Genomic DNA, 15734 nt, shown 5'->3' on the forward strand with positions numbered 1-15734 from the left:
CTGTTACTACGGAATTGTATAGGGATAAATCCACGGATTATAAGGAACTCCGTACAAGCTTGCCACAGACATCACTTCATGGAAACGGTGCGTACCTGAGTGATTCAAATGGAGTCCCTGGTTGAAAAAAGAAAAAACACCCCATGCCAGTGCTTGCATTTCAAGAGGATCTGCTATATAAAACCTTCCAAGTGTCATAACCAGCGCAGTACTCGCGGAAGGTCCAGAGCCTAAGGGCACAAAATTACTTCTGGCTTGCTTCGTCCATTCCCTGGATTCGTTAGGATTCCAATGATTCAACCGGGCTTCTCTTAGATTATCCGGAAATTCTACACGCCAAAAAGGATCTCCTGTCGCCCAATGTCGTGCATAACGTGCATAATCTAATAAAAAAGCAATTCTTGCATTCAGATTCAGGGGAGGATCCCTGAGTACCTGACTTATTGTTTTGCCCCGATTCAAACCGAATGCCAATCGACTTGTTCCATAGTAAATCCTGTAGTGCCCACGGTAAGTATCAGCACCCGCTCTTGCCTCGTCTGTAAAAAAATTACTATGCAACCTTATTACTCTATCCAGGAATCCTCCGATTCTATCATTAATCTCCTGACTGTTCTGAACCATACCTGCCAAACTTGTTTCATGTGCCAGATTATATTGACTCCTAAGCGCTCCCGGCAATCCCCGCTGCCAGTTCTTGCCAGTTCGCGTATTTCCTGTCTTCTGAAACGACATTTTCACGGATTCCGTATATTGGGGCATGTATCCATCTGCGGAGAATCTTGTAGGCTTGGAGCTTTTGGTCGAAATCTAAAACTCGAATGGGTTCAAGATGCACTATTTGATCCCAGACCGGCTCTGCCTGTTGGCGTGCCTGACCTGCTACCTCTAACTTTCTCTGCAAAATACCCTTATCACCACTTAATTGAAAGGGTGCTTCTTTTGTAGTATTATTGAAATTTCCAAGATGATCGCCGGATGTTCCGGCTTTACGCTGAAATTGTTCCGCCCTGGCCCCCATCACATCCGCCTCTTTCTCCAAAGCTGCGTCATCGTTGATATCGACCCCCTTCATCTGCATGGTAGGCTTCACCCTCCCCTTCCGCTGTTGCACGACATGCCAGGCTTCATGGGGAATATGTTTTTCCTGGCCGGGTGCTACATGTATACTATTCCCCTGTGTGAGGGCATGGGCGTTGAAGCCGGCGGGTATGGAAGAGTTTAAATTTAACGCCACATTGTGCAGGGAATGACCGGATAACGCCCGAATACCCGCTACCAGGTTTTCAGAAAGCCGGTTGTTAGCCGGTTGTGATCCGGTAAATGACGGCTGTTTTGTCTGAGTGACTGGCTGTTGTTGTTCAGTGTAAGTATTAGCCATGCGCTGTAGCCGGGCCGCTCGACTGACCTGTGGACTGTTATTTGTTATGGTTTGCATTGCCATTAAATCCTGCATCCGGGCACTATTATCGGCCAGTGTTTGTGACGCTTTCGCATCAATAGCTTCGGGGCGGTTATCGACCCAATGGTAAGTTGGTGGCCGGTCATTCCGGCTTTTATGATTTCGGGCGGTTCCTGAACTTCGGTTTGTCAGGTAATGGCTTGTGTATTTGCTCATAGCCTGTTGCTTTCCTTTCACGATGTCCTCCCTTCCTTCATCAATTCTCTCCTGATACCCTTTTCCAGGTCTGCCAGCAGGATTTTGCTGGCATGGCGTTTTAGCGCTTCTAAGGAGCAGTAGCGGACCACGTTGATGAGTGCACCTCCGGCAAGGGCGTAGGCCTCCGCGACACGGGCCAGGTCGATGTCCTCACTAAGTGTGCAATGTTTGGAAAAACTTTTTTCCCATAGCAGCCGCCTTTCCTCCGGGCCAGGCATAGGAAATTGAATAATGGCCTGGAAACGGCGGTTAAAAGCCTTATCGAGGTTGCCGAGCAGGTTGCTGGCGAGCACCACCACGCCCGGGAAGTCTTCGATACGCTGTAACAGGTAGGCCACCTCCTGGTTAGCATGCCGGTCGTTGGCGTTGTTTACCTGAGTGCGTTTGCCAAAAAGTGCATCGGCTTCATCGAAAAACAGGATCCAGTCTTTGTTTCCGGCTTCATCAAATACCCTGGCCAGGTTTTTCTCTGTTTCACCAATATACTTAGAGGTAATCTTGTCCAGGTCTATCCGGTACACTTCCTTGCCGGTGGTTTTGCCTAGCAACGTGGCAGTGAGTGTCTTTCCGGTTCCCGGCGGGCCGTGAAATATTACCCGGCAGCCAGGTTTGATGCGCGTCCTCAATTCCCACGCATGGAGCAAGGTTTCGCCATGTTCCATCCAGGTCAGGATCTCCATCACCTCTTCTTTCGTGTGAGCGGGGAGTACAAGGTCTTCCCAGTTCAAGCCCGTAGAAATCGGATGGGCAGGAAAATCTACATGATAATGATGAGCCGGTCTCGGTAAGCCGGTAAACCGGTCCAGATAGCGTTCGTTGAGCTGAAGCAGACCGCTGAAATAAGGTGCCCGGGTATTGGTATGGGTCAGACTTAAAATATTTTTGGTGGCAAACAAGTGGTTTTTACCAAACAGGTAACCGCACGCGAGGCGTTTGTGGATGTCTTTCCCGGCCAACAAAAAAAGGGCTGTCTCGCCGGTTGGTAAAAAACCTTTGTGCGGCGCTTCCAGCACACCTCCGAATTCAGTGAATTCCCTGTCATAATTGGTGTTTTTTACAAGAAAAAAGTCCAATAACTGTGGTCGTAAATGAGGTACGAGGCTTAACACCAGCAGCAATCGCTCTTCAAAGTTGAGGGAATGCTGTTTTAAAAATTCCGCATAGGGTGATGTTCCTTCAGGTAAGGCAGGCGGTAAATGGGTAATGTCCTGATAAACACATTCCTGCCCGAGATAAAGTTTTAACCGCATCAAAACAATATCCGCACACCACTCCAGGTCTGATGCCAAAAGATCGGCAAAACTGTCTGTGGTATGGTCATTTGGCTTTTTTTGGCGTGGTATAGCTACTTCTGTGCTCATGATGATTGGTTCAATTTGTTTTCCATGCTACATGGATCATTTGCTTCATCCAGGGCAGGTGTACCAACCCAATACCCCATGGCAGGCTATCCAGCAGAATATCCCAGGTTTGATACTCAATTTCCAGCAGCCAGCCATTGTCCCTTTCAAACGCATGGCCGGGACGCTTAAAATAAGCTTCCCTGATACTGGTTATATCTGTGTCACCCACGGCAGGCCAGTTTTTAATCAATGCCCGGATCAAACCGTCGGAGAATTCTTTTTCATAGTCAGTAAGGTGTATTGTTATTGGTAAAGGCTCGTCTGCCGGTATGCCGCACAATAACTTATACATCACCAATTCATATTCTTCTGCCTTGTCATAGGCAGTAGCCAGGTAGTGCAGCAGGTGGGTGGCTTTTATCCTGGCGTTCTCATCCTGAAAACTGCCGTTTACGGTAAGTGCTAATTTTTCAAAAAATCCTTCCAAAAATGGCCAGGTCAAAAGAATGCCGGCGTTTTGGACAAGTATTGATTCGGGTAATGAGGCGTGGGCCTCAACAGGGTCGACACCTTCCAAAAAATCTTCATACCGGGAGGGTTCATCCTCTATCTGAGCCGGGACAGAAGATGCTGCCCGGCTGTTGTCTTTAGCCGGGGGGGTAACAATGTTTGTTTTTTGCCCCTCCGGATTCATCGCACGCACCAGCTTATCCGATTCACTGGGGGTCACTGCTTTCTTTACCACTTCCAAAAGCTCATCAACCGGTATTTCCCATCGTTTTGCCAATGTATCCAGGGTATTCCATACGGCTATGGAGGGGTTCGGGCTGGTATCGGTGGCAAACAGTTGCGTTAATACCACCTCTCCCACCACAGTGTCATCAGCTATATGCCTGCCTCCCGAACCGAGCAGCCTGGGGATGATCAATAAAACCTCCACCACACGGGCCATTTCCGGGCCTGAGCAATGCGATACGAGTCGAGCCAGTTGAAAACGGGAAAGGTGATGAGCCAACCTTTTACGGGGCTTTCGCTTTCGTACCAATGGTTGAACAAGTTGTGTAAATTCCTTCAAATGGTTGTCAAGCAATTCATCCACCAATGTTGTGATCCGGACAGACTGTCTGACCGATGCAGGGAGCGCGCCGGTTTGTAAAAAAAACCGGATGATCCCGAAAGCATCCGGAGGCACCTCGTAATAGCTCACGTTTGTGGAAACAGGGCCGTCAGTAGCCTCCGAGGATGCGTTTTGTCCGGCAGGAACGGTTGCTGCATTCCCGGTGCCGGCGGGTAGTGTGCCTATTTGCGCCTCAAATTCCTGTAGCAAAGCCCGGGTCAGTTTTTCCTGAAAAGTGTCAGGCAACTCCTCGATATGAATTGGTCCCAGGTCGACCATGACCCTCTCCAGAACGACTTTACGATGCATTAAATCATAGCCTGCACAAATACGGTCTACCACGGGGGGTACCACCTCGCGACCGAGGTCATACAATTTTTTTGGCGTTTCCAAGCCCAGTGATAGGGAGGAAAACGAGGGTTTTATAATCAATCTTCCGATGATGTGATCAGTTGAAATCATCACTTTTACTTTTCGTTTTTGGGTTGCCCGGGTTGGGTATTTGCTGTCAAACCACCGGTACCCTTCAAAGGTATGATCAGGTTTTCTTCATGGTCGATTAGCCGCATACGCATGAACCTTGTATGGTTGCTGTAGCGCGTGTACAGGCCAAACAGGGTATTGACAATGCTATCTTCTCGAACATTCAGCAAAAATTCACTACCCAATGTATTCGGGCTGCTTTGGCTAAGCCGGATTCTGCCCCTGTTTTTGTCCAATCTAAAACCAATGGACTGCCCCTTAAGGTCTGCAATGGGGTTTTCTATAACGATTTGCGCTTTGCCTTTTATCACATGAGCTACCACCACGGTACGGTGAAAGTTTCGATAGAACAGCAACCAATAGTCCTCACGGGAAACCCACAAAAATACCAGGCCCGCTTCACTGTACAGATGATTATCCGCGGTCAGCATCATCTCCAGGACTTCCGACTGTTTATCCAAGGGCTGATGATATAATGCCACGGTACCTTCTCCAACACTGGCCATGTTGCAATGACCTGCATAACCATTTTGAAGGATCGTATTGTCTTTATAGATGATCCAGCAATGATCATCGATGTCCAGCGCAGGCACCTCCCAGTCCGGATGGACTCCGAGGTGGGCGTACCGATCTGCGTCCTTAATGGGGTTTACAGGTGTGGCCACAGTTTGCTGCCGGTACATCGTGTTCAAAACATCGATCAGGGTATTGCGTGTATCACCAAGCTGCTCCGGGCTCGCAGCCGGATCTGCCAGTGCCCGGACCCAGGCTTCATAGGCTGCTTCAAAAATGGCCATTCTGCTCGTGTCTAACCAGAAGAAACGAACACTGATGTGGGCGGGGCTCTCCAGCTGGGCGGCCCGTTCAAAATAACTGCGAAATGGCTGTTTGGTAAAGCGTCCAATCCAGTCGGGCAGAACCAACGTGACAATTGCCGAATAAGGGTCTTCCTCCCAGGGAATGTCCGGACACCTCCCATCTGTAAATACCTCAGGGAATAATAAAGGTAAAGGTTGATTCTGTCGCCCCAACCGGTGCCGTGGCGCCAGCAATATATGCTCCAGCAGATGGAAACCTTCATGCTTCTGTTCTTTGCTTAAGTTGGCAAGACTCCTTCGCTTACAGTGCTCTATACCCAGAAAAGCGCACAAACGCTTTTTATAACCAGACACATTTTCAGTATCCCAAACTGCCTTATTATCTGTATAATTATAAGCAGTGGCCCGGTTGGCATTCATCGAAGACCCCTGTCCCAGGATGTGGAATTTATCTTTGAGCTTATCTTCTTCATTCTTGTCTCCGTGCATGCCGCTGGTTAACATGACATGATCCTCTACCTCCAGCCCCAGCCGGGCCAGCAAGTGATTGACAAAACGGTTTTTTCTCCTGTAATACACCCGGGAGTCTTCTTGCATCTGCCCCTCTATATCGTCTTTATCGTAGAGGTCTGCCATACCTGGCACCTGATCGAGTAATTGATAGAAAAGGCTTTTTCCACTCCCCTCACCCATGCGCAGCAGTTCCTTCACATGTTCCAGTTGGCTGAGAAAGTTAGCCATCAGTTGTTCGAAAAAAATCAGATAGGCTTTCAACTGATTGGCCTGGGCCTTGCGCAGCGTGGTAGCACCGGATGGCAGTCCTTCATATCCAATGCCGTAGTTTAACGGGAAATCGTTTTGCAGGGTGGCATAAGCTGAAAGTGATCTCTTCCGGCCTTCGGGGTAGGGAATAGTCGTGGCTTCCTCTGTAGAATGTGCCCACTTACGATGGGCAGCCCGGCGTGCCAGGTAGGTCGACCCGATGCTTTCCAGTGGTATGGTAAAAGGAAAGCCATTTTTGTAGAAATTCACACGGCATTTGTCCCGGGAGAGCCTGGGGATGTAGTGCTCGTCAACGTTGAGCCGCACACACCAACGGTTTCCACCACTTACCAGGGCTCCATGGCGATAGTTGGCCATGACAAGGCGCTTAACCGCCTTCACCCCTTCGCATTCCATAATGATGTGTATGATGTCCGAAATATAGATCGCTTCACGGTGGACAGGCAAATCCCGGTCAAGTAAAACCCCATGTTTTAAAAAAGGGCCCTGGAATATCCGGTCAATGGGCATGCCTTGCTCAAGCAAATCAAGGGCTTTGTGAAATACCACCGGTGGTGAAAGAAAACGGTCGACTTGATAGAAGATCTCTCCCAGCAAAGCCTGCATATTCGTCTCACCGCTAACCTCTATGTCGACTGACAGTCCGATTTCTTCAATCCGGACGGCTTCGATCGCTGCGAAGTCTTCACAAAGACTTCTGCAGGCATGCAGCTTCTCAGCTACCTTACGCCTGATTTTGTGGCATTTTATGACTTTTTCCTGATAAGCGGCCACCATCGTCAGACCATTCTCCTTTTCCGTTAAAATCGAATCACGGTACAATACGGGAATTTCTTCCCATGTTTTGTGTGTTTTAGCATCCTCTTCCAGGTAAATAGTCGCTGCATCGATGTGGGTCAGGATGCTTTGGCCGTCTGTCCAATCTACAGCAGCGTTGTCCCAATGCGGAAATTCAACTTCTATTGTCAGGTTTTCCCGGATCTTCCTGGTGATTTTATTGTCATTGAGATCCCCCAATTCCTTATCACTTTCCATTCCAAGTAAGACTTTGTAGCGTCCACGGATGGATAACCTGTCTTGCTCACGGTCTTCATGGTGTGGGGGGGTGTGAGTTAGCGTATTCCGCTTACGGTTTATGTAGATATGGGGCGCTACGCTGTTTGCGGGAACTACCAATACATTTTTGACTTCTTCGATATCCAACACCACTTTGCGCAGGTCACTTCCGGTGACAGGGTTACAATGCAGCGCCTCGCCAGGCGATGGTAACTTACCGAGAGGATCGGTAGTGACATCTTCAACCGGAAGGGTCGTCCGGTAGTTGAGGTCAACCAGACTGAAACAAAGATACTCCAGGATGGTGATACCGGGATCGTGTGTATTGTAATCGGTCCATAACTGGCCGGCCAAACGTTCCAGGTGTTGGATACCTTGCTGCCTCAGGTAGTTGAAATCCAGCGTATTTGGGTTGATCGATGTACCGATAGGTTTTTCTTTCTCAGACATGATAACGTTTAATAAAAGCGTGTAATCATTCGGTGTAGCAGGCCTCTGGCTCTACCAGTGTATGAGCAGTCTCACTATGAAGGTAATTTCATAATGTATGCCAAAACAAGGTAGGGCGGACGGTTTTCATGGTGTTGATCGCCCAGGCCATCCGCGGCTCCGTTACCTACATTTCCCGAAAAATCACGGTTACCGTGAGTATGGGAAGACGACCCACTGTTGACAGATCGCACATCCGTATGAGCAGTGCGCATCATCCTTATACCATCTCCTCTTCTTTTGGTTCGTTTGTTCTTTTCATACGAATGCCTATGGGCTCCGCTGCTTCCTATTTGAATGGATGCCCCATTATTTTTCATGCTACGGGCAGCATGATGGTGTCTGGGTAATTCAGCTTTAGTGAGTCGATGGGTATTGCTTCCCCCTGTGTTGCCCAAGTTTCCATAGTTTTCTTGTTTGTTCTCAGCACTTACGGGTTTTTTAGCCTTGCCAGGGTCATAACCTACCACAAACCTCCCTCTTAAATCAGGTGTGCCATTGTTGCCATCGCAAAGCGCCCATTGCTTCATTCGTTTATCTTCTTTCCCTTTACCGGTTTCATCGAACAGCTTTAAATCACCGCTCCACATTAAGATTACCCCTGAGGGGATCAGCTCGTCAGGCATATTAATAATGTTGTTCCAATCTACCTTGCCTTTAAATGCTTCCGCTTTAATGTTGCCCGTTACTTCCAGCTTTTCTTTGGGATTAGGGGTGCCTATACCCACGTACTTTTCCTGCCCGGATTCATCCTCGATAACCTTAACATAGATCTCGTCATCGACAATGTTAAGATGGGAATCCATGATGTCGGCAAAATTTCGCGCAGTAGGTGTTTTACCTGATCCGAAATATTCTTTGAGTGTAACTCTTGATTTTCTAGCCATGCTATTATGTTTAATTTATGTGAATACTGTTCCAAAAATCATATTGCTTGCCCTGTTTGTAGTAGTTTGTCTGTTTAAGCCCGGTCATATGTTTCCATAATCTATCGCCGTACCCCATATTTACTCGATGTGCATGAAGGTTTTTCCAATAATCATAGAGCCGATGCCATCGCCACAAACCGTCGCTTGATCCGGCGCTACTCTAATGTCATGTGATTGAGCCGATACAAGCACCGATACCGGTGTGGTAGTGGCAGCTTCTTCTACATTGAGCCTGAGGTTGCCCTGGGCATCGGCATGGTTCATGGCAAAATAAGTGACAAAGTCCACATAAGGTTGTTGTACAACAAAGTTCAACAGGGAGGATTTGTAGATGGTGCCTCCAAAAACAATGGCTTTGTCTTCTGCAAATGCCCAGGGCGAAAGATAGCGCTGGATGTCCTTATTGAGTTTTTGCTGATAATACCCGGAGTTGGCTTTCTCCCTGAACCTTACCAGGAAGCTTACCCGGATCTCTTCGAACACGGGATTCTTCACCGCGATGTCCACATAAGGCGGGCATAGCTCCTTAAGATAGCGCTTCACGCGGTCCAGCACGTCCAAACTGGTAGTGGGCTTGAAAGGGTGACGCCGGGTATGGCTGCGAATATCGGCGATGACCACCATCAGGATGCTACCCGGCGCATAGGCTGCTTCCTGGTTGCTGTGTTTAAAACATTTCGCCTCGTAGAGTTCGGGGAAGGCTTCTAATACCAACCGCTCATAATCCCACAAAGTAACCGCCCGTTCTTTGTGCCTTAACCGTTCGCAAACCCTCAGGTAAAAGTGCTTGTCTTCCTCCCGTTGCTTGCCATCAAATGAAGGATAGGGTTGGTTGACAGATTTGACCTGCACATCGGCTTGAGTCATTCCTGTGATGCGATGGGCACGGGGGCCTGAAACATTACCGGTATTGGTAAAGACCAGCGTAGCTGCCTGGGTGCGAATATCCAGTATCTCACAGGCTCCGTTCGCGTGGGCTAACGTTTTAGCTTGAATCCAGTATAAGTCAGGTGGAAAGATTCCAGTGGTTTCAGGCATTATGTCAGGTAGCCTCAAAGTCACCACTCCCGACCGGTTGAACCGGTTGGTCGAATCATTTAAAATCTCAGTATCTTTGAAAGGCACCCATTCATTACCATAAAGATAAGACCATTCGATCTCTGGCAAAGGCACATTCGGGTAAGCGCTACCTTCAACAATTTGGAAAAGAATGCTCAACGCCTGAGGCACCTTCACATCTTTTAATCCGAGGTACAGCATGCCTTCTCCTTTGTACTGAGGCAGCAGGTAGAAACTGTCGCTGAAATACTTGTAGGGGGTCCATCCGAAAGGGTGGATATGCAGAATTCGGTCGATGGTCTCACTGGTGTATATCACGTGTTCCGATTTATACCCTAAACGGATGCCGGCAAGGGTCGGTGTATAAGGTTCATGGGGCAGTGTGGATAACTCGCCACCTTCTTGATTGTTTTTTGACATGGCGGCGCTTTGTAACCTCGGGAATGTTTTGTGTCCAAAGTCGCTGCCATTCAAAACAAGTTTGATGAATCCGTTTTGGGAAGTAATATTGAAGTCTTCTATTTTTTACAGATCAATGTCCCTTTTTTGCTTCAGATGACTGGTTTCGATCGTGGCTGTTTTATGATTAATTTCGTTTTTAACGGGTGAATGCGTAATGATGGTTTTTCTGGTCGTGGTGGCATCGGTGTTGAAGAGGCCAACGCCCTCCCCAATGGGGGTAAGTGGTTTCCAGATACCTTCATGCAACAGGTGGATGGCAGTGGTGAACTGCCCGTTGCCCTCCCCTGCCGCCGGAGAATCTTCTCTGAAGATTTCCGGATATTGCCTGTAATGGGCATTCAAATCAGAGGCGGGCAGGTTATGCCAATCCAAATCTATGGACAGTTTTTCAAGCGGCTTTTGAAAGACCTCAGCGTTGCCGATATAAAAGTTGGCGCCTTTAAAAGCCTCCCTTCAGAAAGGCGTGAAAGGTCGATTGGGCGCAAGGGCTGCCTGGTCGTTATGCAAGACCAGTTCTCTAATGCCCTCCACCTTCAATTTCAGGCTTACGGATTTTAACCTGATCTGCTTTAGCACCGTGTACGGAAAATCCGGTTGATCCTGGTTTAGAATGAATTTTACCATGGGCCATGGGCTGGAAAATTCCGCTTCCTCAAACACGCAGATGGCTGGCGCAGTAAGCGGAATCGTGCAACGAAAGCCAAGTTCGATATCCTGATTTCCCATGCCGCCATTAACCGCAACTTTATCGGGGTCAATGTCAGCCTCCAGCCAGCCATTTTCGGTGCTGAATGCCAGTTTAAAACTATCTGCCGACAATGAGAAATCTGTTAACAGGGCATCTTCACCGGTGTAATCGCCAATGATGGTAAAGTCAATATTACGTACACCTTCTTTTAAGATCAGCATAGGCGATGAGATGGCCCAGCCAATTTCCACCGCAGGCAGACCGGGGTGGCCAAAAGGATTCCAGGGGGTCTTCTGTGTCAAATCTTCGCTGGCGTTATCACTCACGGTTTTCCCACTGAACCTTTTTACTACTTCGAGCTGCACAGTTTCGCTACGGTTAGTGTTCGATTTGCGAAAGCTCCCGGTATCACTTTGAAGATAAAGTTGCTTGAGGGCTACCAATTTGGCCTGGTTAAAAACAGTATCGTGCAACAATTCATATTCCAGCGCCCGGCCTGTGGCATCCTGGCCCGCATAGAACCGCGTACCTTTCAGCAAATTGTGTTTTTCAATGTTTTTTGCCAATCCTAACACCACATGTACCTTGTCAGCTATTTCAGGTTCTTTATCAAACCGCAGCACTTTTTGGTAAAAGAAGTCAAGGTGCCGTTTGGTAAATGTATTAAGGTTGTCTATGCTCAATTGGAACAATTCCAAAAAAGCCAGAAACAAAGCGTAATGCGGCTGGTGTGCCTGGCCTTTTCCCAATTCACCTGAAAAGAAATCTTTCCAGGTCTGATCTCCGGCTTTATTGTTAGGATCATCGAAGCGAATGCCTTGGGCCATCTTTCTCGCCAGGTCGAGGAAATCGGCTGGCTTGCGATCGTCGATTTTCACCAAACCAGGATCCAGGAAAGTCAATGGCCGGTTGTGCCGGTTGGTGCCGGTCCGGTTGATTGGCACCTGTTTGTTATAACCTGAACTCATAGCGTAATGTTGGTTCCTTCATTAATGTAAAACGGATAAACATAGTTGTACCTGGTGTTTGTGGACACTACGGTGTACTCAATGGATATTTCCATCAGGCCCTGACCGGGTTTAGCCGTTATGAAAATATCATCGAGTTCGATGCGGGGTTCATGAAAGATGATCGCATCATTGATCAAATCTTTGATATAGGCTTCAGAGGCATTGAGTGCCTCAAAAGCAAAGTTACCCAAAGCGCATCCGAATCCGGGCTGCAAATAGCGCTCGCCAATATGGGTGTTTAATAAAATTTCCAGGCTTTTTTCTATGTCCTCTTCGTTACTGGTCATGACAACACCCCTGATTTCCTTGTCAAATGTCGGGGGGAATGACCACCCTCTGCCTAAAAACGATTTATCTTTTTCCATTTTCAAATAATTTGCCATGCCTGTTTCCCGGCAATAGCCGGGCTGATTCAAGCAGATTTACATTTTTAATTGGGCGGTGGTATTATGGTTACCGAACCTCCCGTAAGCGCCACGGAGGCATTACCGTTCATCATGACGTTTGAGGCCTGACAATTGAAGTCGGCACCTGTAATCTGAACACTCGGAGCTTTAATGCTCAAACTACCCGCGCAATTGATATCCAGATTACCTGTGGCGTTGAGCTTCATACCTTCTTTGGCCATAATCAGTTGATTGTTGTTTTCATCTTTGATAATCACCTGGCCTTCCAGGTCATTAATAGCCATCGATTTGCCGCCGGGCGACTCGATATTCACACTTTTGCGCTGCTCGTCAAAGAGTATTTTCATCCCCGCCCTCGTGATAATGCCTTTTTGCTCATTTTGCCCATTGGCATCCGAAATAGGAGCCGTACGCTTGCTGCTATGTAACCTTCCAAGAATAATTGCCTGCCTCGGATCGCCCTGCAAGAAACCCAGTATCACCTCATTGCCTATTTCCGGCCGGAAGACCATACCTCGTTCACTACCCGCATATTCCACGGCGAGCCTTGCCCATATGCCCTCTTTTTCTCCATCGAGCACTGGCACCCGGACCTGAATTCTTTGCTCAGCCAAGGGATCGCCGGTCAGTCCGGTTACCACACCGATATGCAACCCTTCAATGGGGGGGATTAACCGATAACCCCGGTTGGATGTGTCAGATGGTCTGATCTGGCTGATCCACTCTTCTGACATACCGATCTGAATATCCGTTTCCCAATTACTTTGGTCGATGGTATGCCTGATGCCGGATACAAAGGCCTTTCCATCAAAGCGCTTACTGATTTTCTCCAGTTTAACCATATCACTTGGCTTGACCTGAAAGGTGCCCTGGTGCCTGATCCTTCCGCGAATTTTAGATAAACGGCTTTGAAGCATCCGGGCGGTAGTTATCGCTTTAAGCTCGGCTGACGGGTAATTACCCGATAATCGCATGACCTCACCATGCTGCTTGCCAAGCGCAGCTAATTTCATGGATGTGATGTTTCCACCTTCATCTTTTTCCCTTTTTCGATCCTCTCCTTTTTGATCTTCTCCCGGTTGCGCGGTTGCGGGGACCTGCGCCCCGGCCTCCACCAACTGTTGCTCTCCCGGATCCCAAAAGGTGCCAGAGGACCGAGGAAGTTGATACCGGCTTTCCAGTGCTGCTTCAAATTCAATCATGTTGTGATCAGGCCGTAAGGTCAGCTTTTCTTTTGCACGGGTATCCGGTGAGGCCACCACCAGTGTCCCATCATCCGTATAAAGGTATTTACCACTACACATGGCCCTGTTCAAGGCAAATTCCCAGTCACTCACCTGATATTGTACCAGCACTTTGTGTGCTAATTCGGTTTCTGAGGCCCGTACGCCCAGGTCGTAATCTTTCGCCAATCGACTAATCAGATCACTGTCGGTCTGATTGTAGAATATGGCATTTTTAGACTCCAGGGTCATCCGGTAGGCTGCATCCCGGCAATCTACTATCAGCGATGGCGCACCTCTTTGTAAGTTTTTCAGAACACATTTCACCACCAGCCCTTCAAAGATCACTTTATTCTGAACTCCATAGCCTGCTTCTATTTTGATTTTTGCCCCTGGAATAAAATCGTCGGTCTCACTGACTTTGGTATCGCTTAAAATGATCCGGGCCGCTGCAAGACGGTTGACGGCCTTGTCCACTTCTATGGAGTAGATGTTGTAATTAATCTCCTTATCATTACAAAAGACCGTAATAGTGGCCGACTTCGTATGGTCTAACGGTTTTGTCATCGGTTATTCTATGGGTGGAAAAAGAAGTTTCATGCCAGGTTCCAGACCGCGCAAACTATCCAGGTCGTTGGTCCGGGCTACCAGAATTAAAGGTTGTATGGACTCATAAATCCGATAGGTCATGCTTACCAGGTTTTCCCCTTCTCCGATTACCCGCTGGTGGGTCAGGTCGGGTGAAGAAGTTTTGTCCCTGGCTGCCCGGAATTTGTCAGAGATGTTTTCCAGAAACGTCGCCTTAATCGTAGCACGAAGTGGTGAACCATCAGGCCTGAACATCGCATAGTTGATGTCGACCTTTTGAACCACGCATTTGAACAACTCGGTCCCCCAACTCAATTTCACCCACTTGGGTTGGTGCACTTCTCCTTCATATTTGTATACCGTTTCAATAAACCTGGAAATTTCCTTGTCCACAGCTACCTTTTCCCCCAAAGCCCCCGACCCATCGATCATAAATTCAAAGCTGAGTGCCTGGGGTTTCATACCGGCAAAATCGAGTTTGTGGCCTGATTTACCCCTGCCCTTTCTGGGCGATGACATTTCTTAGCTTTTCCAGCCTCCCCAGGTTAGTGCCAATCATTACCATTCATTTTTTTGTCTCAAAACCTCCACCTTCGCGGTACATTCTTCAATGATTTGGTCGATCTCTTCCTGTGAAACCACCTGCTCATGGTGGTCCATGATATGGGTTTGGATGACCATTTCTTTGATTTCTACCGACATGTTTATAATCTGTATACTGTAAAATATTTGTAGGCCAGTTCGATCGTTTCAATAGCCAGTTCGCTTTTCTCTGCATTAAAGCCAGCCGTATTCCATTTGACAGGATAGGCATCGGTGATGCTCCAGGTGATCGTTGGAATATGTTTGCCATTCAGCAGGCTGATCATGATAAATGCCGGATCAAAATCATAATTTTCAATAGCATTTGTGCACCACCTGATCAAAAAAGAACCCGTCACCAACCCCCGCTTCAGTACCAGATTTGAATAATTAGACAACTGAGGCAATTGATGTTTATACCTGTTTTCCCCACCTTCGACAAATTCCTTCGTAGCAATATCCACATTTAAGCCTGAGACCTCCTGAAAATGGAGGTCCGGAAAGGGGATACCCTTCACCACGATGACCACCGAGAAATGAAATCCCGTAGGTAACAAAAACAGGTTGGGCAGGTTCAGATCAGACATGTTGGATGGTTATTCCTTCGTGAGCAAGTTCAATGGTCTCTATGGCCACCTCATTGCCATCAGCTTTCAAATCTCCCGGATCCACTTTCAGCGGCCAGGCATTTTTCACACTCCAGGTTACCATGGCCTGGTGCTTGCCATTGAGCAGGCTGATGGTAATGTCTCTCCGTTCTATATCATTGAGCTCAGCGGCGTTCCACCATTCAAAAAATTCGTTATCATCCTTGAAGGTGCCTCTTTTCAGGGTAATGTTGCCATATTTTTTCATTCCAGGCATTTTCACTTTTGTATACTCGGCGCTGGCCCCGTGCCGGTATTCGATCATTTCCTGCTCTACGGCCAGGCCGGATACCTCTGTGAAGCCTATATTTTTTCCACCCCATGCTACCATAAAGTGAAACTTGGTTATTGGATATTCTGCCATTTTGTTATCTTTTTATCGATGAATTG

The 15734-nt window shown here is 47.9% G+C and carries 15 protein-coding genes; all 15 read right to left on the reverse strand.

What is annotated here, in order from left to right; genetic code table 11:
* Positions 1–6: 6 nt before the first annotated feature.
* The 15 genes from AC04NP_RS13725 to AC04NP_RS13795 all read right to left on the reverse strand — a co-directional run bounded on the left by AC04NP_RS13725 (position 7) and on the right by AC04NP_RS13795 (position 15708).
* Positions 7–735: a hypothetical protein gene (locus AC04NP_RS13725; protein ID WP_482860408.1), complete on the reverse strand. Its 729-nt coding sequence runs from the start codon at positions 733–735 to the stop codon at positions 7–9.
* Positions 665–1618 carry an eCIS core domain-containing protein gene (locus AC04NP_RS13730; protein WP_482860335.1) on the reverse strand — a complete coding sequence of 318 codons (954 nt, stop codon included), beginning with the start codon at positions 1616–1618 and terminating at the stop codon, positions 665–667. The genes AC04NP_RS13725 and AC04NP_RS13730 overlap by 71 nt, the downstream gene beginning before the upstream one ends.
* Positions 1619–1635: 17 nt before the next feature.
* Positions 1636–3021 carry an ATP-binding protein gene (locus AC04NP_RS13735; RefSeq protein WP_482860336.1) on the reverse strand — a complete coding sequence of 462 codons (1386 nt, stop codon included), beginning with the start codon at positions 3019–3021 and terminating at the stop codon, positions 1636–1638.
* A 10-nt stretch (positions 3022–3031) separates the two neighbouring features.
* A complete protein-coding gene (locus AC04NP_RS13740) occupies positions 3032–4582 on the reverse strand; it encodes a contractile injection system tape measure protein (protein WP_482860406.1) in 1551 nt (516 codons plus the stop codon).
* Positions 4583–4587: 5 nt separating this feature from the next.
* Positions 4588–7710 carry a hypothetical protein gene (locus AC04NP_RS13745; protein WP_482860337.1) on the reverse strand — a complete coding sequence of 1041 codons (3123 nt, stop codon included), beginning with the start codon at positions 7708–7710 and terminating at the stop codon, positions 4588–4590.
* Positions 7711–7784: 74 nt separating this feature from the next.
* Positions 7785–8636, reverse strand: a complete 852-nt coding sequence (locus AC04NP_RS13750; RefSeq protein WP_482860338.1) for a hypothetical protein — start codon at positions 8634–8636, stop codon at positions 7785–7787.
* 120 nt (positions 8637–8756) lie between these two features.
* The gene (locus AC04NP_RS13755; protein ID WP_482860339.1) at positions 8757–10157 is read right to left on the reverse strand and encodes a hypothetical protein; all 1401 of its coding nucleotides are present in this window, start codon (positions 10155–10157) and stop codon (positions 8757–8759) included.
* A 105-nt stretch (positions 10158–10262) separates the two neighbouring features.
* A complete protein-coding gene (locus tag AC04NP_RS13760) occupies positions 10263–10571 on the reverse strand; it encodes a hypothetical protein (protein ID WP_482860340.1) in 309 nt (102 codons plus the stop codon).
* An 81-nt stretch (positions 10572–10652) separates the two neighbouring features.
* Positions 10653–11855, reverse strand: a complete 1203-nt coding sequence (locus AC04NP_RS13765; protein WP_482860341.1) for a hypothetical protein — start codon at positions 11853–11855, stop codon at positions 10653–10655.
* Complete coding sequence (locus tag AC04NP_RS13770) at positions 11852–12262, reverse strand: GPW/gp25 family protein (protein ID WP_482860342.1); 411 nt, start codon at positions 12260–12262, stop codon at positions 11852–11854. The genes AC04NP_RS13765 and AC04NP_RS13770 overlap by 4 nt, the downstream gene beginning before the upstream one ends.
* A gap of 65 nt (positions 12263–12327) precedes the next feature.
* On the reverse strand, positions 12328–14094 hold the full coding sequence (gene vgrG / locus AC04NP_RS13775; RefSeq protein WP_482860343.1) for a type VI secretion system tip protein VgrG: 1767 nt from the start codon (positions 14092–14094) through the stop codon (positions 12328–12330).
* A gap of 3 nt (positions 14095–14097) precedes the next feature.
* Entirely contained in the window at positions 14098–14634 is a 537-nt protein-coding gene (locus AC04NP_RS13780; protein WP_482860344.1) for a CIS tube protein, read from the reverse strand.
* Positions 14635–14673: 39 nt separating this feature from the next.
* A complete protein-coding gene (locus tag AC04NP_RS13785; protein WP_482860345.1) occupies positions 14674–14817 on the reverse strand; it encodes a hypothetical protein in 144 nt (47 codons plus the stop codon).
* A gap of 2 nt (positions 14818–14819) precedes the next feature.
* On the reverse strand, positions 14820–15284 hold the full coding sequence (locus AC04NP_RS13790) for a phage tail protein (RefSeq protein WP_482860346.1): 465 nt from the start codon (positions 15282–15284) through the stop codon (positions 14820–14822).
* Positions 15277–15708 (reverse strand): phage tail protein, encoded by a 432-nt coding sequence (locus AC04NP_RS13795; RefSeq protein WP_482860347.1) that lies wholly within the window; start codon positions 15706–15708, stop codon positions 15277–15279. Before AC04NP_RS13795 ends, AC04NP_RS13790 begins: the two co-directional genes overlap by 8 nt.
* Positions 15709–15734: the final 26 nt, after the last annotated feature.

The organism is Agaribacillus sp. DX54, from assembly GCF_056858335.1.